The 23,702-nt window shown below is 70.8% G+C and carries 22 protein-coding genes, 1 tRNA gene and 1 other RNA gene; 17 read left to right on the top strand and 7 right to left on the bottom strand.

Annotation, left to right across the window (positions count from 1 at the left end; translation table 11 throughout):
* Position 1: 1 nt before the first annotated feature.
* Positions 2 to 343: an arsenate reductase (glutaredoxin) gene (gene arsC, locus E4F25_RS03120; protein WP_140908784.1), complete on the bottom strand. Its 342-nt coding sequence runs from the start codon at positions 341 to 343 to the stop codon at positions 2 to 4.
* Between the two features lie 70 nt (positions 344 to 413).
* On the opposite strand from arsC, the gene E4F25_RS03115 reads away from it, so the two are divergent.
* Both E4F25_RS03115 and E4F25_RS03110 read left to right on the top strand, forming a co-directional pair.
* Entirely contained in the window at positions 414 to 1,433 is a 1,020-nt protein-coding gene (locus tag E4F25_RS03115) for an NAD-dependent epimerase (protein ID WP_140908783.1), read from the top strand.
* A 1-nt stretch (position 1,434) separates the two neighbouring features.
* Positions 1,435 to 2,718: a nucleotide sugar dehydrogenase gene (locus E4F25_RS03110; RefSeq protein WP_140908782.1), complete on the top strand. Its 1,284-nt coding sequence runs from the start codon at positions 1,435 to 1,437 to the stop codon at positions 2,716 to 2,718.
* A gap of 54 nt (positions 2,719 to 2,772) precedes the next feature.
* Here the strand turns inward: E4F25_RS03110 and E4F25_RS03105 are convergent.
* The 4 genes from E4F25_RS03105 to asnS all read right to left on the bottom strand — a co-directional run bounded on the left by E4F25_RS03105 (position 2,773) and on the right by asnS (position 4,927).
* Positions 2,773 to 2,847, bottom strand: a tRNA-Val gene (locus E4F25_RS03105).
* A 33-nt stretch (positions 2,848 to 2,880) separates the two neighbouring features.
* Positions 2,881 to 3,204, bottom strand: a complete 324-nt coding sequence (locus tag E4F25_RS03100) for a hypothetical protein (protein ID WP_140908781.1) — start codon at positions 3,202 to 3,204, stop codon at positions 2,881 to 2,883.
* A complete protein-coding gene (locus E4F25_RS03095; protein ID WP_140910294.1) occupies positions 3,201 to 3,503 on the bottom strand; it encodes a hypothetical protein in 303 nt (100 codons plus the stop codon). The genes E4F25_RS03100 and E4F25_RS03095 overlap by 4 nt, the downstream gene beginning before the upstream one ends.
* Before the next feature lie 23 nt (positions 3,504 to 3,526).
* Positions 3,527 to 4,927: an asparagine--tRNA ligase gene (gene asnS, locus E4F25_RS03090; RefSeq protein ID WP_140908780.1), complete on the bottom strand. Its 1,401-nt coding sequence runs from the start codon at positions 4,925 to 4,927 to the stop codon at positions 3,527 to 3,529.
* Between the two features lie 71 nt (positions 4,928 to 4,998).
* On the opposite strand from asnS, the gene E4F25_RS03085 reads away from it, so the two are divergent.
* From E4F25_RS03085 to pgi, 10 genes are all read left to right on the top strand, one after another.
* Positions 4,999 to 5,340 carry a HesB/IscA family protein gene (locus E4F25_RS03085; RefSeq protein WP_140908779.1) on the top strand — a complete coding sequence of 114 codons (342 nt, stop codon included), beginning with the start codon at positions 4,999 to 5,001 and terminating at the stop codon, positions 5,338 to 5,340.
* A gap of 143 nt (positions 5,341 to 5,483) precedes the next feature.
* Positions 5,484 to 5,921 carry a 30S ribosomal protein S6 gene (gene rpsF / locus E4F25_RS03080; RefSeq protein WP_140908778.1) on the top strand — a complete coding sequence of 146 codons (438 nt, stop codon included), beginning with the start codon at positions 5,484 to 5,486 and terminating at the stop codon, positions 5,919 to 5,921.
* 23 nt (positions 5,922 to 5,944) lie between these two features.
* Entirely contained in the window at positions 5,945 to 6,175 is a 231-nt protein-coding gene (gene rpsR, locus E4F25_RS03075) for a 30S ribosomal protein S18 (RefSeq protein ID WP_140908777.1), read from the top strand.
* 60 nt (positions 6,176 to 6,235) lie between these two features.
* Positions 6,236 to 6,691, top strand: a complete 456-nt coding sequence (gene rplI / locus E4F25_RS03070) for a 50S ribosomal protein L9 (RefSeq protein WP_140908776.1) — start codon at positions 6,236 to 6,238, stop codon at positions 6,689 to 6,691.
* A gap of 225 nt (positions 6,692 to 6,916) precedes the next feature.
* Positions 6,917 to 8,323, top strand: coding sequence for a replicative DNA helicase (locus E4F25_RS03065; protein WP_140908775.1), 1,407 nt, complete (start codon positions 6,917 to 6,919; stop codon positions 8,321 to 8,323).
* A gap of 293 nt (positions 8,324 to 8,616) precedes the next feature.
* A complete protein-coding gene (alr, locus tag E4F25_RS03060) occupies positions 8,617 to 9,741 on the top strand; it encodes an alanine racemase (RefSeq protein ID WP_140908774.1) in 1,125 nt (374 codons plus the stop codon).
* A 121-nt stretch (positions 9,742 to 9,862) separates the two neighbouring features.
* Positions 9,863 to 10,540, top strand: coding sequence for a YiaD family glycine zipper/OmpA-like lipoprotein (locus E4F25_RS03055; RefSeq protein ID WP_140908773.1), 678 nt, complete (start codon positions 9,863 to 9,865; stop codon positions 10,538 to 10,540).
* 150 nt (positions 10,541 to 10,690) lie between these two features.
* Complete coding sequence (gene zwf / locus E4F25_RS03050; RefSeq protein WP_140908772.1) at positions 10,691 to 12,133, top strand: glucose-6-phosphate dehydrogenase; 1,443 nt, start codon at positions 10,691 to 10,693, stop codon at positions 12,131 to 12,133.
* Positions 12,134 to 12,164: 31 nt separating this feature from the next.
* Positions 12,165 to 13,247 (top strand): transaldolase, encoded by a 1,083-nt coding sequence (tal, locus tag E4F25_RS03045; protein WP_140908771.1) that lies wholly within the window; start codon positions 12,165 to 12,167, stop codon positions 13,245 to 13,247.
* A 2-nt stretch (positions 13,248 to 13,249) separates the two neighbouring features.
* Entirely contained in the window at positions 13,250 to 14,854 is a 1,605-nt protein-coding gene (pgi, locus tag E4F25_RS03040; protein WP_140908770.1) for a glucose-6-phosphate isomerase, read from the top strand.
* On the opposite strand, the gene gnd is transcribed toward pgi, so the two are convergent.
* The gene (gene gnd, locus E4F25_RS03035; RefSeq protein WP_140910293.1) at positions 14,841 to 15,746 is read right to left on the bottom strand and encodes a phosphogluconate dehydrogenase (NAD(+)-dependent, decarboxylating); all 906 of its coding nucleotides are present in this window, start codon (positions 15,744 to 15,746) and stop codon (positions 14,841 to 14,843) included. The genes pgi and gnd overlap by 14 nt on opposite strands.
* 146 nt (positions 15,747 to 15,892) lie before the next feature.
* Here gnd and E4F25_RS03030 point away from each other — a divergent pair, with 146 nt between their 5' ends.
* From E4F25_RS03030 to E4F25_RS03015, 4 genes are all read left to right on the top strand, one after another.
* Positions 15,893 to 17,875, top strand: a complete 1,983-nt coding sequence (locus tag E4F25_RS03030; RefSeq protein WP_140908769.1) for a TonB-dependent receptor plug domain-containing protein — start codon at positions 15,893 to 15,895, stop codon at positions 17,873 to 17,875.
* Entirely contained in the window at positions 17,865 to 18,476 is a 612-nt protein-coding gene (locus E4F25_RS11430; protein WP_181168186.1) for a YfiR family protein, read from the top strand. Before E4F25_RS03030 ends, E4F25_RS11430 begins: the two co-directional genes overlap by 11 nt.
* On the top strand, positions 18,473 to 20,350 hold the full coding sequence (locus E4F25_RS03020) for a hybrid sensor histidine kinase/response regulator (RefSeq protein ID WP_140908767.1): 1,878 nt from the start codon (positions 18,473 to 18,475) through the stop codon (positions 20,348 to 20,350). The genes E4F25_RS11430 and E4F25_RS03020 overlap by 4 nt, the downstream gene beginning before the upstream one ends.
* Before the next feature lie 101 nt (positions 20,351 to 20,451).
* Entirely contained in the window at positions 20,452 to 21,051 is a 600-nt protein-coding gene (locus E4F25_RS03015) for a peroxiredoxin family protein (protein WP_140908766.1), read from the top strand.
* A 1-nt stretch (position 21,052) separates the two neighbouring features.
* On the opposite strand, the gene ssrA is transcribed toward E4F25_RS03015, so the two are convergent.
* Positions 21,053 to 21,408, bottom strand: a transfer-messenger RNA (tmRNA) gene (gene ssrA, locus E4F25_RS03010).
* Positions 21,409 to 21,534: 126 nt separating this feature from the next.
* On the opposite strand from ssrA, the gene E4F25_RS03005 reads away from it, so the two are divergent.
* A complete protein-coding gene (locus E4F25_RS03005; RefSeq protein WP_181168185.1) occupies positions 21,535 to 23,685 on the top strand; it encodes a CHASE domain-containing protein in 2,151 nt (716 codons plus the stop codon).
* Positions 23,686 to 23,702 lie beyond the last annotated feature (17 nt).

Genomic DNA, 23,702 nt, shown 5'->3' with positions numbered 1-23,702 from the left:
GCTACAGCAGTTCGAGGACGCGCTCGGGCGGACGGCCGATCACGGCGCGATCCCCGGCGACGAGGATCGGGCGCTCGATCAGCCGCGGATGACGGCTCATGGCTTCGACCAGCGCGTCCTCGCCAAGCGCCTCGTCCGCCAGTCCGAGCTCGGCGTATTCGGCTTCGCCCGTGCGCAGCAGCGCGCGGGCAGGGAGGCCGAGCTTGCGCAGCAGCGTCTTCAACTCGACGGGCGACGGCGGCTGCTCCAGGTACGCGACGATCTCCGGTTCGATCCCGCGTTCGCGCAGGAGTTCGAGCGCCCCGCGGGACTTGGAGCAACGGGGGTTGTGGTACAGCTGCATGGCGGCTCTCCCGGGTGCACTGGGGCAGATGGTACCCGTCGCCGCGGCGGCGGTCCCTTATGATTGCACCATGAAGGTCCTGGTCACCGGTTCCGCCGGCTTCATCGGCTCCGAGGTCGCGCTCTCGCTGCTCGCGCGCGGGCACGAGGTCGTCGGGGTGGACAACCTCAACGACTACTACGACGTCGGGCTCAAGCAGGCGCGGCTCGCGCGCGTCGCGGCGGCGGGCGGCTACACGCACGTGCACGGCGACATCGGCGACCGTGCCCTGGTGGAAGCGCTGTTCGCCGAGCACGGTCCGGCACGCGTCGTGCACCTGGCCGCGCAACCAGGGGTGCGCTATGCCGCGGTCAATCCGCATGCGTACATCCACGCCAACGTGGCCGGATTCCTGCACGTGCTGGAAGGCTGCCGCCGACACCCGGTGGAGCACCTGGTGTTCGCGTCCACGAGTTCGGTCTACGGCGCCGGGACCGCGATGCCGTATTCGGAACACCAGTCGACCGCGCATCCGCTGAGCCTGTACGCGGCGACCAAGAAGGCCAACGAGATGATGGCGCACAGCTACGCGCATCTCTACGGGATTCCCTGCACCGGCCTGCGTTTCTTCACCGTCTATGGCCCCTGGGGCCGCCCGGACATGGCGCCGATGCTGTTCGCCGGCGCCATCCTGCGCGGCGAGCCGCTGAAAGTGTTCAACCACGGGCGCCACAAGCGCAGCTTCACGTACATCGACGACATCGTGGAGGGCGTGGTGCGGACCCTCGAGCGTCCGGCGACGCGGGACCCGGCCTGGGACCCGCTGCAGCCGGACCCGGCCACCAGCGGCGTCGCGCCGTACCGCCTCTACAACATCGGGCAGGAGCAGCCGGTCGAACTGCTCGACTTCATCCGCGCGCTGGAACGTGCGCTCGGCCGCGAGGCGAAGCTCGAGATGCTCCCGCTGCAGCCCGGCGACGTGCCGGATACCGAGGCGGACACGAGCGAGCTCGTACGCGCCACCGGCTACGCGCCGCGCGTGCAGGTCGCCGAGGGCGTCGAAAGGTTCGCGCGCTGGTACACCGAGTACTACCACCCGGGGAAGCACTGACATGGGAGAGGCATTGCGCTGGAACGGGGAGGAGCCCCGGATCGCGGTGGTCGGGCTCGGCTACGTCGGGTTGCCGCTCGCGGTCGCGTTCGGTCGCCATTTCGACACCCTGGGCCACGACCTGGACGCGGCGCGCGTGGCGGCGTTGCGCTCGGGCCGCGACACCACCGGCGAGATCGGCGCCGACGAGCTCGCGGCCGCCGGGCGCTTGCGCCTGGGCAGCGATCCGGCCGCGCTGGCGGGCTGCAACGTGTTCGTGGTCGCGGTACCGACGCCGGTGGACGAGGCCAACCGCCCGGACCTGTCGCCCCTGGTCGCCGCCAGCGAAACGATCGGCAAGGTGCTGCGCAAGGGCGACCTGGTGGTGTACGAGAGCACCGTCTATCCCGGCACCACGGAGGAGGTCTGCGTCCCCGTGCTGGAGCAGGCCTCCGGGTTGCGTTTCGGCGAGGACTTCAGTTGCGGGTACAGCCCGGAACGCATCAACCCGGGCGACCGCACGCGCCGCCTCGGCGACATCGTCAAGGTGACCTCGGGCTCGTCCCCGGAAGCGGCGGCGTTCGTGGATGCGCTGTACCGCACGATCATTCCCGCCGGAACGCACCGGGCGCCGAGCATCCGCGTGGCCGAGGCGGCCAAGGTCATCGAGAACACCCAGCGCGACGTCAACATCGCGCTGGTCAACGAACTGGCCATGATCTTCAACGCGATGGGCATCGACACGGCCGAGGTGCTGGCGGCCGCCGGCACCAAGTGGAACTTCCTGCCGTTCCGCCCCGGGCTGGTCGGCGGACACTGCATCGGCGTGGATCCGTACTACCTGACGCACAAGGCTACGGTCCTGGGCTACCACCCGGAACTGATCCTGGCGGCGCGGCGGATCAACAGCCGGATGGGGCTGCACGTGGCCCACCAGGTGATGCGCCTGATGGCGCGCGAGCGGCTGCACGTGGTCGGCTCGCGGGTGCTGGTGCTGGGCTTGTCCTTCAAGGAGGATTGCCCCGACCTGCGCAACACGCGCGTGGTCGACATCATCGGCGAACTGCGCGCGGCGAACGCCGCGGTGGACGTGCACGACCCGCTCGCCGACCCGGTGGAGGCGCGCGAGCGGCTGGGCGTGGAGCTGCTGGATGCGCCCGAGCCGGGCGCCTACGACGCGGTGGTGCTGGCGGTGGCGCACGCCGCGTTCCGCGACCTCGACGTGCGCGCGCTGGCGAAACCCGGGGGCGTGGTCTACGACGTCAAGTCCGCGCTGGCGGACGGTGCCGCGGACGCGAGACTCTGAGGCGCGCCCCCTGAAGCGCGAATGGCCACCGCAGGGTGGCCGTTTCGTCGTCGATGGTGGGCGGTGCAGGGATCGAACCTGCGACCCTTGCCGTGTGAAGGCAATGCTCTACCGCTGAGCTAACCGCCCGAAGAGGGTGCCTGCCGGGGCAGGCCGCGTAGTTTACGGGGCGCCCTTGCCGGCGGCAAGCGACACGAACATCTTTGGCCGCAGGGCCTCGTCGCTGTCGGCGCGCGGAGGCCGCACCGCGTCCAGCGCGAAGCCGCGCGCGGCGGCGTCCTCGTCGTCCAGGCCCTCGTACGCCACGAACTCGGCGTCCATCAGCGCGGCGCGGGCGCTGTCCTCGCTGTCGTAGGCGAGGGTGTTGCCGTCGGCGTCGAAGACCTCGGCAGTGCCGGCCTCGCGCACGCGCAGCCGCGCCCACACGATGTGCCGGCCGAGGGTGGCCAGCCACCATTCGCCTTCGGACGCGGGCAGGCCGCTCATGGCGCCACCGACCACAGCCACAGGATCCCGGCCAGCGCGAGCCCGAGCAGGATCACCGAGAGCGCAATCCGCGCCGGGGTGGCCAGGCCGCTGAGCGAGCGGTCGGGGAACGCACGGTAGCCGCCGCGCAGCAGCCACCACAGCGCCGCCGGGCGCAGGAACGCGCCTTCGCCGAGCTGGGCCTTGATCGCCGGGTGGCGGTCGCGGATGTGCACCAGGGTCAGCGGCCAGAAGATCACGAACGCGGTGGCGCCGGCGATCGCCAGGGCCACGAACAGCAGCGCGAAGAACAGGATCAGCTCGGTAGCGACGACGGTCATGCCTAGAACTCGGCGTGGCCGGGCGCGCGCGGGTAGGGGATGGCGTCGCGGATGTTGGACAGGCCGCAGGTGTAGACCACCAGCCGCTCGAAGCCGAGGCCGAAGCCGCTGTGCGGGACGGTGCCGTAGCGGCGGAAGTCGCGGTACCACTGGTAGTGCGCGCGGTCGAGGCCGAACTGGTCCATGCGCTGGTCGAGCACGTCCAGCCGTTCCTCGCGCTGCGAGCCGCCGATGATCTCGCCGATGCCCGGCGCCAGCACGTCCATCGCGGCGACGGTCTTGCCGTCGTCGTTGAGGCGCATGTAGAAGGCCTTGATGTGCTCGGGGTAGTCGGTCACCACCACCGGGCGGCCGACGTGCTCCTCGGTCAGCCAGCGCTCGTGCTCGGTCTGCAGGTCCAGGCCCCATTCCACCGGGAACTCGAACTTCTTCCCCGACTTCTGCAGCAGGGCCACGGCCTCGCTGTAGGTCAGGCGCTCGAACGGCGCGTTGACGAAGGCCTCCAGGCGCGTGATCGCGTCCGGCTGCACGCGCTGGGCGATGAACGCCATGTCGTCGCCGCGCTCGTGCAGCACCGCGCGGAACAGGTACTTGAGGAAGTCCTCGGAGACGCGCGCCGTCTCGAGCAGGTCGGCGAACGCGATCTCCGGCTCCACCATCCAGAACTCGGCCAGGTGGCGGGTGGTGTTCGAGTTCTCGGCGCGGAAGGTCGGGCCGAAGGTGTAGACCTTGCTCAGCGCCAGCGCGTAGCCCTCGACGTTGAGCTGGCCGGACACGGTGAGGAAGGCCTCGCGCCCGAAGAAGTCGTTGCCGAAATCCGGGCGGCCGTCGTCGCCCAGCGGCAGGTTGCACAGGTCCAGGGTCGAGACCCGGAACATCTGCCCCGCGCCCTCGGCGTCGGAGGTGGTGATGATCGGGGTCGAGATCCAGAAGTAGCCCTGCTCGTGGAAGTAGCGGTGCACGGCCTTGGCCAGGCAGTCGCGGATCCGGGTGACGGCGCCGAACAGGTTGGTGCGCGGGCGCAGGTGGGCGACCTCGCGCAGGAACTCGAGCGAGTGCGCCTTGGGCTGGATCGGGTAGGTCTCGGGGTCCTCGACCCAGCCGACGACCTCGATGGATTCGGCCTGGATTTCGAACGCCTGGCCCTGGCCCTGGGAAGGGGCGAGGGTGCCGGTGCAGATCACCGAGCAGCCGGCGGTGAGGCGCTTCACCTCGGACTCGTAGTTGGGCAGCGAGGCGGGGGCCACGACCTGGATCGGGGCGAAGCAGGAGCCATCGCTGACGTTGACGAAGCTCAGCCCGGCCTTGGAGTCGCGGCGGGTGCGCACCCAGCCGCGGACGGTGACTTCGCCGCCGACCGGCAGCTTGCCCGTGAGTGCGTGTTCGACGCTGACTGTGGTCATCCGCGCAGTTTAGCTGAACCTCGGGCCGCTGCCCGGGGGAAGTCATGGTCGCGAGTGGCTACAATGGATGGATGGCCATCCAGCTCGCTCCCGCCGCCCTCGAACGCGTTCGCAGCTACCTTGCCGCCGATCCGTCGGCGCTCGGGCTGCGCTTCGGCGTGCGCCGCACGGGCTGCTCGGGCTGGGGCTACCTGGCCGAGCTGGCCAGGGACCAGCGCGAGGGCGACACCGTGTTCGAGTCCGGCGGGGTCCGCATCTACGTGGACGCCGACAGCCTGGCCCTGGTCGACGGCACCACGATCGACTTCCTCAAGGCCGGCCTGAACGAGCAGTTCACCTTCGCCAACCCCAACGTGGCCGGTGAGTGCGGCTGCGGCGAGTCCTTCACCACCGACGCCGAACGCGCCGCCTGACCCGGTCGCGGCTTCCGCCGCCCTCCAGAAGCCTCGAAATTCCTTTATAATGCCCGGCTCCCTTCGGGGAGACCCTTGCTCCACCGGCGCCGCCGGGGGGCTGCCTGGCCGGGCCACCGGCCGACATCCACAAGGAAACGACAATGCGTCATTACGAGATCGTGTTCCTGGTCCACCCGGACCAGAGCGAGCAGGTGCCCGCGATGATCGAGCGCTACAAGGCGCTGATCGAGGGCGGCAACGGCAAGATCCACCGCCTCGAGGACTGGGGCCGTCGCCAGCTGGCCTACCCGATCGACAACCTGGTCAAGGCCCACTACGTCCTGTTCAACATCGAGACCGACCAGGCCGTGCTCAACGAGCTGGTCGAGACCTTCCGCTTCAACGACGCGATCCTGCGCCACCTGGTCATCCGCCGCGACGAGGCCGTGACCGAGCAGTCGCTGATCATGAAGAACAAGGACGAGAAGGGCGACAAGCCCGAGCGCGGTGAGCGTCGCCCGCGCCGCGACGACGACAGCAGCAGCGACGGTGACGGCGACGCGGACGACAAGTCCGACGACAACGCCGAAGCCGCCTGAGCCCGCCCTTTAGGAGCACACCCATGTCCAAGTTCTTCCGCCGCCGCAAGTACTGCAAGTTCACCGCCGAGGGCGTCAAGGAGATCGATTACAAGGATCTCAACACCCTGCGCCAAAACCTGACCGAGACCGGCAAGATCGTCCCCAGCCGCATCACCGGCACCAAGTCGCGCTACCAGCGCCAGCTCGCCACCGCCGTCAAGCGCGCGCGTTATCTGGCCCTGATTCCGTACACCGACAACCACAACGCCTGATCCGTTCGGACAGCAGCTGTTGCGGCGCCCCGCGCCGCTAACGAATAGGAACCGATAGAAATGGAACTGATCCTCCTGCAGAAAGTGACCAACCTGGGCAACCTGGGCGACAAGGTCACGGTGAAGCCGGGCTACGGCCGCAATTTCCTGGTGCCGCAGGGCAAGGCGGTGCCGGCCACCGCCGCCAACCTGGCCGAGTTCGAGACCCGTCGCGCCGAGTACGAGGCCAAGGCGCAGGCCCTGTTGGGCGAGGCCGAGCAGCGCAAGGCCAGCCTGGGCGAGGAAGCGTCGGTCACGATCTACGCCAACGCCTCGACCGAGGGCAAGCTGTACGGCTCGGTCGGCCCGCGCGAGATCGCCGAGGCGCTGACCAAGCGCGGCACCGAGGTCGGCAAGTCCGAGGTGGTGATGGGCGAGGGCGCGATCCGCCAGGTCGGCGAGTACAACGTCATGCTGCATCTGCACGCGGACGTCGAAGTGCCGGTCAAGGTGATCGTCGAGGCCGAGCCGGCCTGAGTCCCCGCGACATCGCGACACCCGAACGGGCGCCCACGAGGCGCCCGATTCTTTTGGCGTGTTCTTTTGGCGTGAGTCTCAGCCTGTGCAACGGGTCGGGGTTATCCACAGGTTGGCGACAGAGTTATCTGCAACCACTGTGGGGCAGGCCCGACTACGATGACGATCGGCACACAACAACAACAGGATCGCCGCGACGGTCCGGCCAGGGGAGTTGCATCGCTGATGAGCGCACGCCAGGGGTTCCGCGCAGAGTTCCAGGGACACAACGAAAGCCGGGTCGAGCAGCTCCGCCTGCCGCCGCAGTCGGTCGAGGCCGAGCAGGCCGTGCTGGGCGGGCTGATGCTGTCGCCCGATGCCTTCGACCGCATCGCCGACATCGTCACCGACGACGACTTCTACCGCCGCGACCACCAGCTCATCTTCCGCGCCATCCGCGAGCTGGCCGAGAAGAACCGGCCCTACGACGCGGTCACCCTCGGCGAGTGGTTCGAGTCCATGGGCCAGGCCGAGCTGGTCGCCGGCGGCGGCTACCTGGTCGAGCTGGCCAGCACCACGCCCTCTGCCGCCAACATCACCGCCTATGCCGAGATCGTTCGCGACAAGGCGGTGCTGCGGCAGCTGATCGAGGTCGGCACCGGGATCGTCAACGACGGCTTCCAGCCGGACGGGCGCGAGACCCGCGAGATCCTGGACGCGGCCGAGTCCAGCGTGCTCGCCATCGCCGAGCACAGCGCCCGCGGGCGCATGGACTACGTGTCCGTGCACAGCGCGCTGGCCGAGGCCTTCGACGTGCTGCAGAAGCGCTTCGAGAGCGGCGGCAACGTCACCGGCCTGCCGACCGGCTACACCGAGTTCGACGAGATGACCGCCGGCCTGCAGCCGACCGACCTGCTGATCCTCGCGGCCAGGCCGAGCATGGGAAAAACCACGCTGGCGCTGAACATGGCCGAGTACGCGGCCATGAAGTCGAAGCAGCCGGTCGCGATCTTCTCGATGGAAATGTCGGCCAGCCAGCTCGCGCTGCGCCTGATCTCCTCGGTCGGCCGGATCAACGCCACCCGCCTGCGCACCGGCCAGCTCGAGGACGAGGACTGGAGCCGGGTGACTAGCGCCATCCGGCTGCTGCGCGAGGCCAGGATCTTCATCGACGACGAGCCGGCGCTGTCGCCAGAGAAGCTGCGCGCCAAGGCGCGCCGGATCAAGAAGGAGCACGGGCTCGGGCTGATCGTGATCGACTACCTGCAGCTCATGGCCGTCCCCGGCAACAACGAGAACCGCGCCACCGAGATCTCGGAGATCTCGCGCTCGCTCAAGGGCCTGGCCAAGGAGCTCAACGTCCCGGTGATCGCGCTGTCGCAGCTCAACCGCTCGCTGGAGACGCGCACCGACAAGCGCCCGATGATGGCCGACCTGCGCGAGTCCGGCGCCATCGAGCAGGACGCGGACGTGATCGTCTTCATCTACCGCGACGAGTACTACAACAAGGAGAATTCGCCGGACAAGGGACTGGCCGAGATCATCATCGGCAAGCAGCGAAACGGCCCCACGGGCTCGATCAAGCTCAAGTTCTTCGGCGAGTACACCCGCTTCGACAACCTCGCCCACGACTCCATCGGCAGCTTCGAGTAACGCGCGACTCTTCGGGTGGGCGCTTCTTGCCGGGTGGGGTAGCCCTTTGGGCGAATGTCCCCCGGCCTTCGGCCTCCTCCTTGATTTCGCCCAAAGGGCTACCCCACCCGGCAGCGCGTTCACAAGCGGATAGCGTGCCTCCGGCAACAAGAAGCCACAGGCTTCGAGTGCCGGCGGAGCGTAGCGGGAAAGGCGGTGCCCCTGACCGACGACTCAAAACGCTCTGGAGGAGGGCAGGGGCACCGCCTTTCCCGCGGGAGCGCCCACCCCGAAGCCGGCCCTACAATCGTCGGATGAGCCAACGGCCTACCCGGATCCTCGTCGACCTCGACGCCATCGGCCACAACCTCGCCGCGGTCCGCGGCCGGGTGGGGGTTCCGGTCATGGGCATCGTCAAGGCGAATGCCTACGGCCACGGCCTCGTCCCCGTGGCCCTGCACCTGCAGGCGCAAGGCATCGACCAGCTCGGCGTCGCCTTCCTGGAGGAGGGCATCGCCCTGCGCCAGGCCGGCGTGCGCGTCCCGATCCTGGTGCTCGGCGGCCTGTTCGGCCCCCAGCTCACCGGCTTCCTCGAGCACGACCTCGAGATCACCGTGTCCTCGATCGCCAAGCTGCGCCAGGTCGAGGCCGCGGCCGAAGCGCTCGGGCGCAAGGCCGTGGTGCACCTCAAGGTGGACACCGGCATGGAGCGGATCGGCGTGCACAGCTATTCGTGCCGGCCCTTCATCGAGGCGGCCGTGGCCTCGCCCTGGTGCACGATCAAGGGCGTCTACTCGCACCTGGCCTGCGCCGACGATCCGGCCTCGCCGATGACCGCGCTGCAGGTGGAGCGCTTTGCCGAGGCCTGCGCGCACTTCGAGCGCCTGGGCGCGCCGATGCCGCTGCGACACCTGGCCAACTCCGGCGGCGTGCTGCACTTCCCGGAGACCTGGCTGGACCTCGTGCGGCCCGGGATCGCGCTGTACGGGGTGCAGCCCGACCCGGCGAGCGCGCGTCCGCTGGCGTTGCGGCCGGCGCTGTCGCTGGTCTCCCAGGTGGTCTACTTCAAGGTCGTGCGCGCGGGCAGCCCGGTGAGCTATGGCGCGACCTGGGCACCCCGGCGCGACACCCGCGTGGTGACGGTGCCGGTCGGCTACGGCGACGGCTGGCCGCGCGCGCTGTCCTCGCGCGGCGAGGTACTGGTCGGTGGCCGCCGCCGCCCGATCGCCGGGCGCGTGTGCATGGACCAGTTCATGGTGGACATCGGCCAGGACAGCGCGTTCAACGAGGACGAGGTGGTCCTGGTCGGGCGGCAGGGCGGGGAGGCCATCGGTGTCGAGGCCGTGGCCGAGGCGGCGGGGACCATTCCCTACGAGATCCTGACCGGCCTCAACGAGCGGATCCCGCGCATTTACCTGGGCGGCGGTCCGACGGCATGAACCCGACCGGCGGCTAAACACGAGCCCCCTGCCATCACCGCCCGGCGACGCTTCCGTGGTTACCTTGGCGTGCGTATTCAGGTCCGACCCCGGGACCGTTTTCCCACCCAAGGAGAAGCCCATGAACAAGCTCCACACCACCGGCCTGTGCGCCGCGCTCGCGGGCGCCGTCATGCTTGCCGGCTGCGCCACCTACACCGGCCAGACCAGCGATCCCAACGATCCCAACCGCACCCGCACCGGTGCCCTGATCGGCGCGGGCATCGGCGCGGTGGCCGGCCTGCTGACCGGCGACGACGCGGTCGAGCGCCGCCAGCGCGCGATGGTCGGCGCCGGCGTCGGCGCACTGGCCGGCGCGGGCATCGGCGCCTACCAGGACCGCCAGGAGGCCGCGCTGCGCCGCGAGCTCGCCGGCACCGGCGTGGACGTGGTCCGCCAGGGCGACAACATCACCCTGAACATGCCGGGCAACATCACCTTCGCGTTCGACAGCTCGAACCTGCAGTCGCAGTTCTATCCGGTGCTGAACAACGTCGCCGACACCCTCAACGAGTACAACCAGACCGTGATCGAGGTGGCCGGCCACACCGACAGCGTCGGCACCGACGCCTACAACCAGACGCTGTCCGAGCAGCGCGCCCGCTCGGTCGCCAACTACCTGTCGAGCCGCGGCGTCAGCATGCAGCGCATGATCGTGGTCGGCGCCGGCGAGTCGCGCCCGATCGCGAGCAACAGCACCGACGCCGGCCGCGCGCAGAACCGCCGCGTGGAGATCACGATCGTCCCGATCACCGGGTAAGTCGTATGCCAGCGTCGCTTCCCTTTGTGGGAGCGGCGGGAGCCGCGATGGCGATATCGCGGCTTCCGCCGCTCCCACATTGGTTTTGGCACATCCGCCTCATGGCCGATCTGGTATGACTATGCGTTCTCCAAGGACAGGGAGCATGCATTGAACGGGGATGGCGAGCGCGCCGGCGACCGGCCCGGCACGGCGTCGGACGCGCTGGTGTTCTTCGGGGCCACCGGCGACCTGGCGCACAAGAAGATCTACCCGGCGCTGCAGGCGCTGTCGCGCGACGGCGCGCTCGACATGCCGGTGATCGGGGTGGCCCGCGCCGGCTGGGACACCGACACCCTGCGCGAGCACGTGCGCAAGGCGCTGATGGAGTCCGATGCGCCGCTCGACGAGGCCGCCTTCGCGCGCCTGGCCGCCAACCTGCGCTACCTCGACGGCGACTACCGCGACCCGGCGACCTTCGCCGCGCTCAGGCGCGAGCTCGACGCCGCCGGCGCCAGGCGCCCGCTGCACTACCTGGCGATCCCGCCGGCGCTGTTCGCCACCGTGGTGGAGGGCCTCGGCGCCTCCGGCTGCGCCGAAGGGGCGCGGGTGGTGGTGGAGAAGCCGTTCGGCCGCGACCTGGCCTCGGCACGCGAGCTCAACCGCGCAATCCATGCGGTGTTCGACGAGGAGGCGATCTTCCGCATCGACCATTACCTGGGCAAGGAAGCGGTGCAGAACCTGCTGTATTTCCGCTTCGCCAACGCCTTCCTCGAGCCGCTCTGGAACCGCAACTACGTGGACAACGTGCAGGTCACGATGGCCGAGGCGTTCGGCGTGCAGGGGCGGGGCAGCTTCTACGACGACGTCGGCGCCATCCGCGACGTGGTCCAGAACCACCTGCTGCAGGTGGTCTCGCTGCTGGCGATGGACGCGCCGATCGACGACGATGCGGCCGCGGTCCAGTCCGAGAAGCTGCGCCTGTTCCGGGCGATGAAGCCGCTCGACCCGCGCCACGTGGTGCGCGGCCAGTTCCGTGGCTACCGCGACGAACCAGGGGTGGCCGGCGACTCGAACGTCGAGACCTACGTCGCGCTCAAGCTCGGGATCGACACCTGGCGCTGGGCCGGGGTGCCGTTCTACATCCGCGCCGGCAAGCGCCTGCCGATCACCGCCACCGAGGTGGTGGTCAACTTCAAGCAGCCGCCGCTGGCGATCTTCGACGAGGACCAGCGGGCGCATGGCGGCGCCCCGTCCGCCAACTACGTGCGCCTGCGCCTGGGACCGGAGGTGGTGATCGCGATCGGCGCACGGGTCAAGCGCAACGGGGAAGCGATGCGCGGCGAGGACGTGGAACTGGTCGCGCGCCACCAGCCGGCGGGCGCCGCGCCGCCGTACGAGCGCCTGCTCGGCGACGCGCTGCGTGGCGACGGCGCGCTGTTCACCCGCGACGCCGCGGTCGAGGCGGCCTGGGAAGTGGTGGACCCGGTGCTTGGCCTGCCAGCGCCGGTGGAACCGTATGAGCCCGGGACCTGGGGGCCACCTTCGGCCCGTGCCCTGGTCCCCGGCGATGCATGGCACGATCCGCGCGAGGAATCGAGCGCGCCGTGCTGAGCAGCATCGAAGGAATCGGAAGAGGATTGCAATGAACCAGAACCTGCAACGACTGCGCGCCATCGGCCAGAGCCTGTGGCTGGACAACATCACCCGGCAAATGCTGGACGACGGGACCCTCGAACGCTGGATCGCCGAGTACGGGCTGACCGGTTTGACCTCTAATCCGTCGATCTTCGACGAGGCCATCGGCAGCTCCGACGCCTACGACGCCGGCATCCGCGAGAAGCACGGCGCCGGCGCCTCCGGCGAGGCGCTGTTCCTGGAGCTGGCGCTGGAGGACCTGCGCCGCGCCGCGGACCTGTTCGCGCCCGTGCACGAAGCCACCGGCGGGGTCGACGGCTGGGTGTCCATGGAGGTCTCGCCGCTGCTGGCTGACGATGCCGCCGGCAGCGTCGAGGCCGCCCGGCGCATCCACGCGCAGGCCGGACGCCGCAACCTGTTCGTCAAGATCCCGGGCACGCCGGCCGGCAACCAGGCGATCGAGGAGGCGATCTACCAGGGCGTGCCGATCAACGTGACCCTGCTGTTCTCGACCGCACAGTACCTGGCCTCGGCCGAGGCCTACCTGCGCGGCATCGAGCGCCGCCTCGCCGATGGCCTGGACCCGGTGGTCGAATCGGTCGCCTCGGTGTTCGTCAGCCGCTGGGACCGCGCGATCGCGGACAGCGCGCCGGAGGAGCTGCGCAACGGCCTCGGGATCGCCATGGGCATGGACAGCTACCGCGCCTATCGCGAGTTACTGGCCTCGCCGCGCTGGAAGGGCCTGGAAGCGCGCGGCGCGCACCCGCAGCGCCTGCTGTGGGCCAGCACCAGCACCAAGGACCCGTCGGCGCCGGACACGCTGTACATCGAGGCGCTCGCGGCACCCGACACCATCAACACGATGCCGCCGAAGACGCTGCAGGCCTTCGCCGAACACGGCGACGCCGGCGCAGTGCTGCCGGTGGACGGCGGTGACGCGCGCGAGCGCCTGCAGCGCTACGCCGACGCCGGCGTGGACACCGCGGCGCTGGCGCAACGCCTTCAAGAGGAGGGCGCCGAGGCCTTCGTCAAGTCCTGGCGCCAGTTGCTCGCGCGGATCGACGAGAAGGCCGGCCGGGTGGAGGGTTGAGCATGCGGCTGGTCGCACGGCCGGAATGGCAGGCGCTGCAGCGCCACGCCGAGGCAAGCGGGGGCCGCACCCTGCGCGGGTTGTTCGACGCCGATCCCGGCCGCGGCGAGCGCCTCGCCGCGGAAGGCGCCGGCCTGTACATGGACTACGCCAAGCAGCGCGTGGACGACGAGACCCTGCGCCTGCTGTTCGCGCTCGCCGAGGCCCGCGGCCTGGAAGCGCGGCGCGAGGCGATGTTCGAGGGCGCCGTGGTCAACGCGACCGAGGACCGCGCCGCGCTGCACGTGGCGCTGCGCGCGCCGGAGGACGCTCGCATCGTCACCGGTGGCGAGGACGTGGTGCCGGCGGTGCATGCGGTGCTGCGGCGCATGGCCGGCTTCAGCGAGCGCGTGCGCGACGGGCGCTGGACCGGCGCAGACGGCCGCCGCATCCGCAACATCGTCAACATCGGCATCGGTGGATCCGACCTCGGGCCGGCGATGGCGTACCAGGCGCTCCGCCACTACAGCCGCCGCGACCTGTGCCTGCGTTTCGTGTCCAACGTGGACCCGGCCGACTTCCACGAGGCGGTGCGCGACCTCGACCCGGGCGAGACGCTGTTCATCGTCTGCTCCAAGACCTTCACCACCCAGGAGACCCTGGCCAACGCACGCGCCGCGCGCGCCTGGTGCGTGGCCGCGCTGGGCGAGGACGCGGTCGCGCGCCATTTCGTCGCGGTCTCCACCAACACCGAGGGCGTGCGCGCGTTCGGCATCGACCCGGACAACATGTTCGGGTTCTGGGACTGGGTCGGCGGGCGCTACTCGATGGACTCCGCGATCGGGCTGTCCACGATGCTCGCGATCGGGCCGGAGCGGTTCCGGGAACTGCTGGACGGCTTCCACGCGATGGACCTGCATTTCCGCAGCGCGCCGATGGCGCGCAACCTGCCGGTGCTGCACGGGCTGCTGGCGATCTGGAACACCAACTTCCTCGGCGCCGGCTCGCACGCGGTGCTGCCCTACGCCGATTACCTGGCGCGCTTCCCGGCCTACCTGCAGCAGCTCGCGATGGAGAGCAACGGCAAGTCGGTCACCGTGGACGGCGAACCGGTGGACTACGCCACCTGTCCGGTGGTCTGGGGCGAGCCGGGCACCAATGGCCAGCACTCGTTCTACCAGTTGCTGCACCAGGGCACGCCGCTGGTCGCCTGCGACTTCATCGGCTTCTGCCAGCCGCTGGCGGGCGAGGCCGGGCAGCACGACCTGCTGATGGCCAACCTGTTCGCGCAGGGCGAGGCGCTCGCGTTCGGGCGCCAGGATCCCGGCTTGCCACCGCATCGCCATTTCGCGGGCAACCGGCCGAGCACCACGCTGCTGGGCGACCGCCTCACGCCGCACGCCCTGGGGGCGCTGGTCGCGCTGTACGAACACAGCGTGTTCGTGCAGGGCACGATCTGGGACATCGACAGCTTCGACCAGTGGGGCGTCGAGCTCGGCAAGCAACTCGCGAAGACGACCGAAGCGGAGCTGGCGGACCCCGGGGCCGCGCTCGGCCACGATTCGTCCACCAACGCGCTGATCCGGCGCTACCGCGAACGCGGCAAGGGTGGCGCTACGAACGCTTGATCGCGTGCCCGCCGAACTCGTTGCGCATGGCGGCGAGCAGGCGGTCGGCGTAGGAGTCGTCGTCGCGCGAGCGCAGCCTCGAGATCAGCGACAGCGCGATCACCGGCGCGGGCACGTCGAGGTCGATCGCCTCCTGCACGGTCCAGCGGCCCTCGCCGGAGTCGTTGACCCACGGCGAGATGCCCTCCATGCCCGGATTCTTCGCCAGCGCGTCCGCGGTCAGGTCCAGCAGCCAGGAGCGCACCACCGAGCCGTGCCGCCAGATCTCCGCGACCTGGTGCAGGTCGAAGCCGAACTCGCGCTTGTGCTGCAGGATCGAGAAGCCCTCGGCGTAGGCCTGCATCATTCCGTACTCGATGCCGTTGTGGACCATCTTGGTGAAGTGGCCCGCGCCGACCGGGCCGACGTGGCCCCAGCCCTGGTCCTTGCCGGGCGCGAGCACCTCGAACAGCGGGCGCAGCCGGGCGACCACCGCGTCGTCGCCGCCGACCATCAGGCTGTAGCCCTGTTCCAGGCCCCATACGCCGCCGCTGGTGCCGCAGTCCACGTAGCCGATGCCCTTGCCGCGCAGCGCTTCGGCGCGGCGCAGGGTGTCCTTGTAGTTCGCGTTGCCGCCGTCCACGACCACGTCGCCTTCGGACAGCAGCGCCGACAGCGCCTCGACGGTGGCGTCGGTGATCGCGCCCGCGGGCACCATCATCCACAGCACCCGCGGCGCGGGCAGGGCGGCGACCAGTGTCTCCAGCGAACCGGCCGGGTGGCCGCCGTCGGCGGCGAGCGCGTCGCGCGGTTCCGCCGCCGGGTCGAAGCCGTGCACCCGGTGCCCGCCGCGCAACAGGCGGCGGGCCATGTTGCCGCCCATCCTGCCGAGGCCGACCATGCCGATGTCCATGCCAACTGCCATTGCCTGCTCCCTGCGTGCCTGCCTGCCGCCATGATGCAACAGCGCGCGCAACGACGTCGGCTTCACGCGGCCTTCATACACTGGCGCGACGCCACACGTCCGCGCTCGGCGGGCACGCAGGGGACGGCATTGCAATGAGAGGATCCACGAGGAGGCCGGTGCGCCGGGCGCTGGCCGCGACGCTTGGCATCGGGCTCGCGTTCGCGCAGGGCCAGGCCGTCGCCACGGAGCCCGGCACGGATCCTCCGGAACAGTCGCTGGCCCGCCTGGCGGCGATGAGCCTGGAAGAGCTGATGCGCACCGAGGTGGTGACCGTGTCCGGCCGCCCGCGCCCGCAGATCGCGACGCCGGCGGCGGTGACCGTGATCACCGGCGAAGACGTGCGCCGCAGCGGGCACCGCAGCATCGTCGAGGCGCTGCGCATGGTCCCGGGGATGTACGTGGGCCGCATCAATTCCGGCAGCTGGGTGGCCGGCGCGCGCGGCCTCACCGGGACCTCGCTGACCTCGAACCGCTACCTGGTGCTCGTGGACGGACGCCTGGTCTACGACCCGCTGGTGTCCACCACTTTCTGGGACACGGTCGACGTGCCGCTACCGGACCTCGACCGCATCGAGGTGGTGCGTGGGCCGGGCGCGACGCTGTGGGGCGTCAACGCCATGAACGGCGTCATCAGCATCATCACCAAGCGCGCCTCCGCCACCGCCGGCACCCTGGTGCAGGCCGGCGGCGGCAGCAACGGCGAACACGGGCTGCTGGTCCGCCACGGCGCCGCCGACGCGGACGGCGGCTGGCGGGTGTGGTTGAAGTACGACGCGCACGGCGATTTCGAGGACCCGGCCGGCGACTCGCTGGACGATGTCTGGTCGGCGCTGCGCGGCGGGTTCCGCCGCGACGGCCAGCTCACCGGCACGGTCGGCTACACGCTGCAGGGCGACGCGTATGCCCATCCGCGCGCCGGCCAACGCGTGCAGCTGCCGGTCCCCGGCGAGAACATGCGCTTCGAGCAGGTGGCCGGGGACGCGACCGTGGAAGGCGCCAACCTGCTGTTCCGCGCGCACAGCGGACGCGATGCCGAGGAAGGCTGGATGCTGCGCGCGTACTGGGACCACACGCGCCGCGACAGCCCGCGCTACGGCGCCAGCCGCCACGCCACCAACCTCGAGTACCGGCGCTGGCTCGGCTGGGGCGAGCGCCATCAGCTGATCTGGGGCGTGCAGTACGACCTCACCGGCGACCGCATCGACAACGGCCCGGTGCTGCGGTTCGATCCCTCGCGGCGGCACTGGGACACGCTCAACGCCTTCGTCCAGAACACCACGGAACTGGTGCCGGAACGGTTGTTCCTGATGCTCGGCAGCAAGTTCACCGAACACAGTTTCGTCGGCTTCCAGGTGCAGCCGAGTGCGCGGCTGTGGTGGACGCCGAGCGAGCACCAGACGCTGTGGGCCGCGGTGTCGCGGCCGGTGCGCGTGCCATCGCGCTTCGAGGAGGACGGGCTGCTGGTGTTCGCCTATGCCGACATCGGCGGGCGCAACGTGCCGATCGGCCTCGCCGGCGACAAGGACCTGCGCCCGGAACGGCTGCTGGCCTGGGAAGCCGGCCACCGGGTGCAACTCGGGCCGCGCTGGGTGCTGGACACCGCGTTGTTCTACAACGACTACCGGCGCCTGATCGGGGTGCCGGAAAGCATCGTCGGCAGCTTCACCGATGCCGCTTCCGGCGCGACCTGGGGCGGCTCGGTCAGCGCCTCGGCGCGGTTCGGCGAGCGCCTGCACGTCGAGGCCTCCTGGAGCGAGCTGCGCACGCGCATCGACGGCCCGGTGTACCCGTACGAAGAGACCGGCACGCCGGAGCGGCTGGCGCAACTGCGCGGTTACCTCGACCTTGGCGACAACGTCGAACTCAACGGCGCGCTGTACCACGCAAGCCGCGTGCCGCTCACCGGGACGCCGGCCTACACGCGCGCCGACCTGGGCCTGGCCTGGCGGCCGCGCCCGGGCCTGGAATTCTCGCTGTGGGGGCGCAACCTGCTGGACGCCTCGCACCCGGAAGCCTCGGGCGCGCAGGTACCGCGCAGCGTTTACGCCCAGGTGGTGTACTCGCTTGCGCCCTGATCGCGCCAGCACCGGAAGGCGCTGGTGGCGCGGCCTGGCCGCGGCGCTGGCGCTGGCTGCTTCCCTGCCGGCACAGGCGCAAGCGCCCACGGCGAGCGAACTGCGGCTGCGGGTCGAGGGCGCGTTCCTGGTCAACTTCGTCCGCTACACCGACTGGCCGGAGCAGCGCTTCACGGAGCCCGGCGCGCCGTACGTCGTGAGCGTGGTGGGCGACGCCGAGGCAACCGATGCCATCGCCGCGGTCGCGACCGCGGCCGGCAGCATCCGCGGCCGCCGGATCGTGGTGCGCCGGGTGCGCTTCGATGCGCGCCTGGATCCGGCCAGCCGTCGCGTCGCCATCCGCCGCCTGCGCGAGAGCCACGTGGTGTTCGTCGCCGGCGGCGACGTCGAGGGTGCGCGCCTGGTGCTGCGCGCCGTGGCCGGCGCGCCGGTGCTGACCGTCAGCGACGTGCCCGGTTTCGCCGCCGCGGGCGGCATGCTGGGCCTGGTGCGCTCGGGCCGCAACCTGGCGATCGAGGCCAATCCGGCCGCGATCCGCGACTCCGAAATGCAGGTCAGCGCCAAGGTGCTGAAACTGGCACGCCTGTGGGGCGCGCCATGAGCCACGCCATGAACCGGGTGATCCCGCACTGGCCGCCGCGCAGCTTCAGCGACAAGCTGGCCTGGCTGGTGGCCGGCACCAGCGCGACCGCAATCCTGCTGGTGGCGGCGCTGCTGGCGGCCGCCAACCATGTCAACCTGCGCAGCGCCGCGTTTGCCGCGCTCGATGCCCAGGTGGCCACCACCGCGCTCAACAGCGGCGCGCCGCTGGTGTTCGGCGACCGTACCACCGCGGGCGAGGTGCTTTCGGCGTTCCGCGCCATGCCGAGCGTGGATTCGGCCACCCTGTACGCGCTCGACGGCACGCCGTTCGCGCGCTACCAGCGCGCCAGTCCCGGCGACGGCCTGCTGCGCACCGGGGCGCGGCTGGTCACGCGCGTGGTCCCGGTGGAGGAGCGCGGCCAGGTGTTGGGGCGGTTGCGCGTGGTCTACGACCTGACCGACCTGCGCGAGCTGCTGTGGCGCAACGCCCTGCTGAGCGCGCTGGTCGCGGGCGTGGCGATCCTGCTGTCGTTCCTGGTGTCGCGCTACCTGGCCGGGCTGGTGACGCGGCCGGTGGCGGAACTCGCGCGCACCGCGCGCCGGGTCTCGGAGAGCCGCGACTACAGCCTCCGCGCGGACACCGTCGGCAGCGGCGTGGACGAGCTCGGCGCGTTCACCGACACCTTCAACGAGATGCTGGCGCGGGTCGAGCGCCAGGACCGCGACGTCAAGGCCTCGCGCGCGGAGGCCGAGGCCGCCAGCCGGCTCAAGGACGAATTCCTGGCCACGCTGTCGCACGAACTGCGCACGCCGATGACCCCGATCCTCGGCTGGGCGCAGATCCTCAAGCGCCTGGTCCACGAGGACGCCAAGCTGCTGCAGGCGGCCGAGGTGATCGAGCGCAACGCGCTGGTGCAGACGCGGATCATCGACGACCTGCTCGACATGAGCCGGATCGTGTCGGGCAAGCTGCGCCTCGACGTGCGCGGCTACGACCTGCGCGAGGTGGTGGAGGCGGCGGTGGAGGCGGTGCAGGCCGCGGCAGCCGCGCGCGAGCTGGTGCTCGAGGCGCGCGTGGACCCCGGGGTGCCGCCGATGCACGGCGATCCCGGGCGCATCCAGCAGGTGCTCTGGAACCTGCTCTCGAACGCGATCAAGTTCACCCGCGAGGGCCGGGTCGCGCTGGTCGCCGAGGTGGTGAACGACACCGTGCGCATCACCGTCACGGACACCGGCCTCGGCATCGCGCCGCAGTTCCTGCCGCACGTGTTCGACCGCTTCCGCCAGGCCGACAGCACCGCCACCCGCGAGCACGGCGGCCTCGGGCTGGGGCTGGCGATCGTGCGCCAGCTGGTCGAGATGCACGGTGGTTCGGTTGCGGTGGACAGCGCGGGCGAAGGGCAGGGCGCGACCTTCACCGTGGTCCTGCCGGTGGTGCGCGGGGCGCGCGTCGCGCATGCCACCCGGCATCCTTCGTCCGGCCCCGGTTTCTCGCCGGGCGGCGGTCGCCCGTTGTCGGGCCTGAGCGTGATGGTGGTGGACGACGAGGCCGACGCGCGCGACTGGATCGGACGGGTGCTGTCCGACGCCGGCGCCCACACCTGCACGCTGGGCTCCGCCGCCGAGGCGCTGGAGCGCATGCCCGCGTTCCGCCCGGACGTGCTGGTGAGCGACATCGGCATGCCGGGCACCGACGGCTACGGCCTGTTGCGCGCGCTGCGGGCGCTGGCCAAGGAGAGCGGTGGCGAGACCCCGGCGATCGCGCTGACCGCGTTCGCGCGCAACGACGACCGCGCACGTGCGCTGGCCGCCGGCTTCCAGATGCACCTGGGCAAGCCGATCGACGAAGAGGAACTGGTGGCCGCGGTGGCCAGCGTCGCGCGCGGCGGCTGACGCGCCAGCCCGGCCGGACCACGCGCTTTGCACATGCCGCGCGCCGCCAGCGCGCCGGCCCGCGCAATCCTGTCCCCGAGCCATAACGGGGGAGTCCTGCCATGCGCCTGGCCGTTCCCGATAGCGCGCCGCCGCTGCAGCTGGTCGACATCCACGGCCGTCCGATCGCGATCGGCGACAGCGGCCGCCGGACGCTGCTGTCGTTCTTCCGCGACGCCGCCTGTCCGTTCTGCAACTTCCGCATCTTCGAGCTGACCCACCACTACCGGGCGCTGTCGGCGCTGGGCCTGGACGTGGTCGCGGTGTTCGGCTCCAGCCGCGAGGACGTGCTGCGCTTCGTGGCGCGGCACCCGCGGCCGTTCCGGATCGCGGCCGACCCGCTCGGCGCCAGCCACTCGCGCTACGGCATCGAGCGTTCGCTGGCCGGCAAGCTGAAGGCGATCGTGCGGCGGGTGCCGACGCTGCTGCGCGGGCTGCGCATCGTCGGCCTGGCCGGGCTCAACACCAACAACCTGATGCCCGCCGATTTCCTGATCGACGAGCACGGGCGGGTGGTGGAGGCGTGGTACGGCAGCGATGCCGGCGACCGGATCCCGCTGGAGCGGGTCGAGCTGTTCCTGGCGCGCGGCCTGCTCGAGCGCGGCGCGAGCCTCGCCGCGGTGGCCGGCCGCGCTCCCGAGGCGGGGGCGGCCGGCACGTGATTGGTGGAGGTGGGCGGAATCGAACCGCCGTCCGAAGGCACTCCATCCCCGGCACTACATGCTTAGTGCGGTGTTCGATCTCGGACCGTGGCAACACACCGCACGAAGCACGCCACGATCCATACCGGCTTTGGTTTCGGCAGCGACTGACCGGTCGCCATCACTGCCTGTTCCCTTGATGATGACCCTACATCCACGAGCAAGGGCACAAGTGGGTTCGGGGCTTACGCCTTAAGCGGCGAGAGCGTAGACGTCGTCGTTGGCGTCTGGTTTTTTGCAGCTGGATTAACGAGGAAAGCTACCCCCTCGGCATGCGCCAGGCAATTTCGCAACCCCCGTCGAAGCCAGTGCACCCCCGGGAATCGTCGACTTTGCCGACCACCCCAGTATAGGCCGCGGGGCGGGCGCGGCAAGGACCCGGGGAATGGCAGGTGCAGCGGGGATTCACGCATGCCGCCCGGAAGCCCGGCTATCCTGCGCCGGATGCCTCCCGCCAAGGTCGACGACACCGCGAACGCCCCGCGCAGTGCCCTTATCGGCCCTGCGCTGGCGCTGCTGGTGCTGGCCGCCTCGCTGCTGCTGGTCTGGCTGTACTGGCGCTCGGCGCACGCGCGCGAGATGGAGGCGGCCCGGGTCGAGTTCGAGGCGCGCGCCGACGAGGCGACCGCGTTGCTCGGGCAGCGCCTGGGCGAGTACGAGCTGGTCGCGCGCGGCGGGGTGTCGCTGTTCGCCTCGGTGGCGCGGCCGAGCGCGCGCCAGTGGCGGGACTATGTCGACGGCCTGAGCCTGGACCGGCGCTACCCGGAGATGGTCGGACTCGGCTTCGCCACCTACGGTACGCCGGGCGAGCTGGCGGCGCTGCAGGAACTGCTGCGCGACAGCGGACAAGGGCTGTTCAGCGTCTGGCCGCGGGGCGTGCGCGAGCACTACGGCGCGATCCTGTACCTGGAGCCGCATTCGCCGGCCAACGTCGGCGCCATCGGCTTCGACATGTTCTCCGATCCGGTCCGCAACGTGGCGATGGAAGCGTCCAGGGACAGCGGGCTGCCGCGGCTTTCCGGCCAGGTCGAACTGGTGCAGGACCGTGGGGTCGCGGTCTCGGGGCCGGCGATGCTGCTGATGTTGCCGGTCTACCGCTTCGGGGACCGCCCCGGCAGCACCGCGGCGCGGCGCGAGTCCCTGCAGGGCTGGGTGTACGCGGCGTTCCGGGTGCGCGGCTGGGTCGACGCCACCTTGCGCACCATGGTGCAGCGGCCGGCGATGCGGATCGAGGACGTGACCGGCGGCGCATCCCGCCCGCTGTACGACGACCTGGCCAGGGAGGCGCCGGCATTCACCACCGAGGGCACCCTCGAGGCCTACGGCAGGACCCTGCGGCTGGAATACCGTTCGCGCCCCGAGTCGGCGATCACCGCCGGCATGACCAACCTGCGCAGCACCGTGGCGGTCGGCGTGCTGGCCTCGCTGCTGCTGTTCGCGGTCGCGCTGGTGCTGGCCCGCACCCACCTGCGCGCGGAGCGGCTGGCCGCGCGCATGACCGAGTCCTACCGGCGCAGCGAGCAGCGCTTCCGCGCGGCGATGGAATACTCGGCGATCGGCAAGGCGCTGCTCGACAACCACGACCGCATCGTCGACGCCAACCCGGCGATGGCGCGGATCCTGGGCCGGCCGCTCGAACAGCTCGTCGGCACCCGCTTCGACGACTGGTTCCTGCAGGGCGAGGACGGCCAGCGCCGCCCCGGCGGCGTCCATCGCAGCACCCGCTCGCTGCTGAGCGAGGGCGGCGGCCTGCGCCAGGTGCAGATGACCTACGCGCCGGTACCGGGCGAGATCGGCGAGGACTTCGCGCGCCTGGTGCAGGTCGAGGACGTGACCGACCGGCTGCGCGCGGAAGCCCAGGTGCTGGCCTTGAACCGGACCCTGGAGGCGCGGGTGCAGGCCCGTACCCGCGAGCTGACCAGCGCCAACCAGGACCTCGAATCCTTCGCCTACAGCGTGTCGCACGACCTGCGCGCGCCGCTGCGCGCGATCGACGGCTTCAGCCGCCTGCTGCTCGAGCGGCACGGCGAGGCGATCGGCGAGGACGGCCGCGAGCACCTGGTGCGGGTGCGCAACGCCGCCGCGCGCATGGGCTCGCTGATCGAGAGCCTGCTGAAGATGGCGCGGCTGGGCCGCGGCGGGCTCAAGCCGGCCGCGCTCGACCTGTCGCGGATGGCGGCCGAAGTGGTCGCCGAGCTGCGCTCCAACGAGCCCGGTCGCGAGGTCGACGTCGTGATCGAGCCGGGGCTGTCCGCCACCGGCGACCCGCACCTGGTGCGCAACCTGCTCGAGAACCTGCTGGCCAACGCCTGGAAGTTCACCCGCGACCAAGTGCAGCCACGCATCGAGGTCGGCCGCGACGGCGAGGAGTTCTTCGTGCGCGACAACGGCGCCGGCTTCCCGGCCGCCTATGCCGACAAGCTGTTCCGCCCGTTCCAGCGCCTGCATGCGCAGGAACAGTTCGCCGGCGACGGCATCGGCCTGGCTTCGGTCAAGCGCATCGTCGAGCGCCACGGCGGCACCATCCGCGCCGAGGGCGCGGAAGGCGAGGGCGCCACATTCCACTTCACCCTGCCGGAAACACCCCAGGAATAGCCTCACCAGGCGGCGAA

It is taken from the genome of Cognatiluteimonas lumbrici (assembly GCF_006476065.1).
GTDB lineage: Bacteria > Pseudomonadota > Gammaproteobacteria > Xanthomonadales > Xanthomonadaceae > Cognatiluteimonas > Cognatiluteimonas lumbrici.
This window is presented reverse-complemented; position numbering and strand designations above follow the sequence as displayed.

Bases quoted from the DNA above. Each gene is read 5' to 3' on its own strand.
- arsC (WP_140908784.1), bottom strand. From the start codon at position 343: ATGCAGCTGTACCACAACCCCCGTTGCTCCAAGTCCCGCGGGGCGCTC.
- E4F25_RS03115 (WP_140908783.1), top strand. From the start codon at position 414: ATGAAGGTCCTGGTCACCGGTTCCGCCGGCTTCATCGGCTCCGAGGTC.
- E4F25_RS03110 (WP_140908782.1), top strand. From the start codon at position 1,435: ATGGGAGAGGCATTGCGCTGGAACGGGGAGGAGCCCCGGATCGCGGTG.
- E4F25_RS03100 (WP_140908781.1), bottom strand. From the start codon at position 3,204: ATGAGCGGCCTGCCCGCGTCCGAAGGCGAATGGTGGCTGGCCACCCTC.
- asnS (WP_140908780.1), bottom strand. From the start codon at position 4,927: ATGACCACAGTCAGCGTCGAACACGCACTCACGGGCAAGCTGCCGGTC.
- E4F25_RS03085 (WP_140908779.1), top strand. From the start codon at position 4,999: ATGGCCATCCAGCTCGCTCCCGCCGCCCTCGAACGCGTTCGCAGCTAC.
- rpsF (WP_140908778.1), top strand. From the start codon at position 5,484: ATGCGTCATTACGAGATCGTGTTCCTGGTCCACCCGGACCAGAGCGAG.
- rpsR (WP_140908777.1), top strand. From the start codon at position 5,945: ATGTCCAAGTTCTTCCGCCGCCGCAAGTACTGCAAGTTCACCGCCGAG.
- rplI (WP_140908776.1), top strand. From the start codon at position 6,236: ATGGAACTGATCCTCCTGCAGAAAGTGACCAACCTGGGCAACCTGGGC.
- E4F25_RS03065 (WP_140908775.1), top strand. From the start codon at position 6,917: ATGAGCGCACGCCAGGGGTTCCGCGCAGAGTTCCAGGGACACAACGAA.
- alr (WP_140908774.1), top strand. From the start codon at position 8,617: ATGAGCCAACGGCCTACCCGGATCCTCGTCGACCTCGACGCCATCGGC.
- E4F25_RS03055 (WP_140908773.1), top strand. From the start codon at position 9,863: ATGAACAAGCTCCACACCACCGGCCTGTGCGCCGCGCTCGCGGGCGCC.
- tal (WP_140908771.1), top strand. From the start codon at position 12,165: ATGAACCAGAACCTGCAACGACTGCGCGCCATCGGCCAGAGCCTGTGG.
- pgi (WP_140908770.1), top strand. From the start codon at position 13,250: ATGCGGCTGGTCGCACGGCCGGAATGGCAGGCGCTGCAGCGCCACGCC.
- gnd (WP_140910293.1), bottom strand. From the start codon at position 15,746: ATGGACATCGGCATGGTCGGCCTCGGCAGGATGGGCGGCAACATGGCC.
- E4F25_RS03030 (WP_140908769.1), top strand. From the start codon at position 15,893: ATGAGAGGATCCACGAGGAGGCCGGTGCGCCGGGCGCTGGCCGCGACG.
- E4F25_RS03020 (WP_140908767.1), top strand. From the start codon at position 18,473: ATGAGCCACGCCATGAACCGGGTGATCCCGCACTGGCCGCCGCGCAGC.
- E4F25_RS03015 (WP_140908766.1), top strand. From the start codon at position 20,452: ATGCGCCTGGCCGTTCCCGATAGCGCGCCGCCGCTGCAGCTGGTCGAC.
- E4F25_RS03005 (WP_181168185.1), top strand. From the start codon at position 21,535: ATGCCTCCCGCCAAGGTCGACGACACCGCGAACGCCCCGCGCAGTGCC.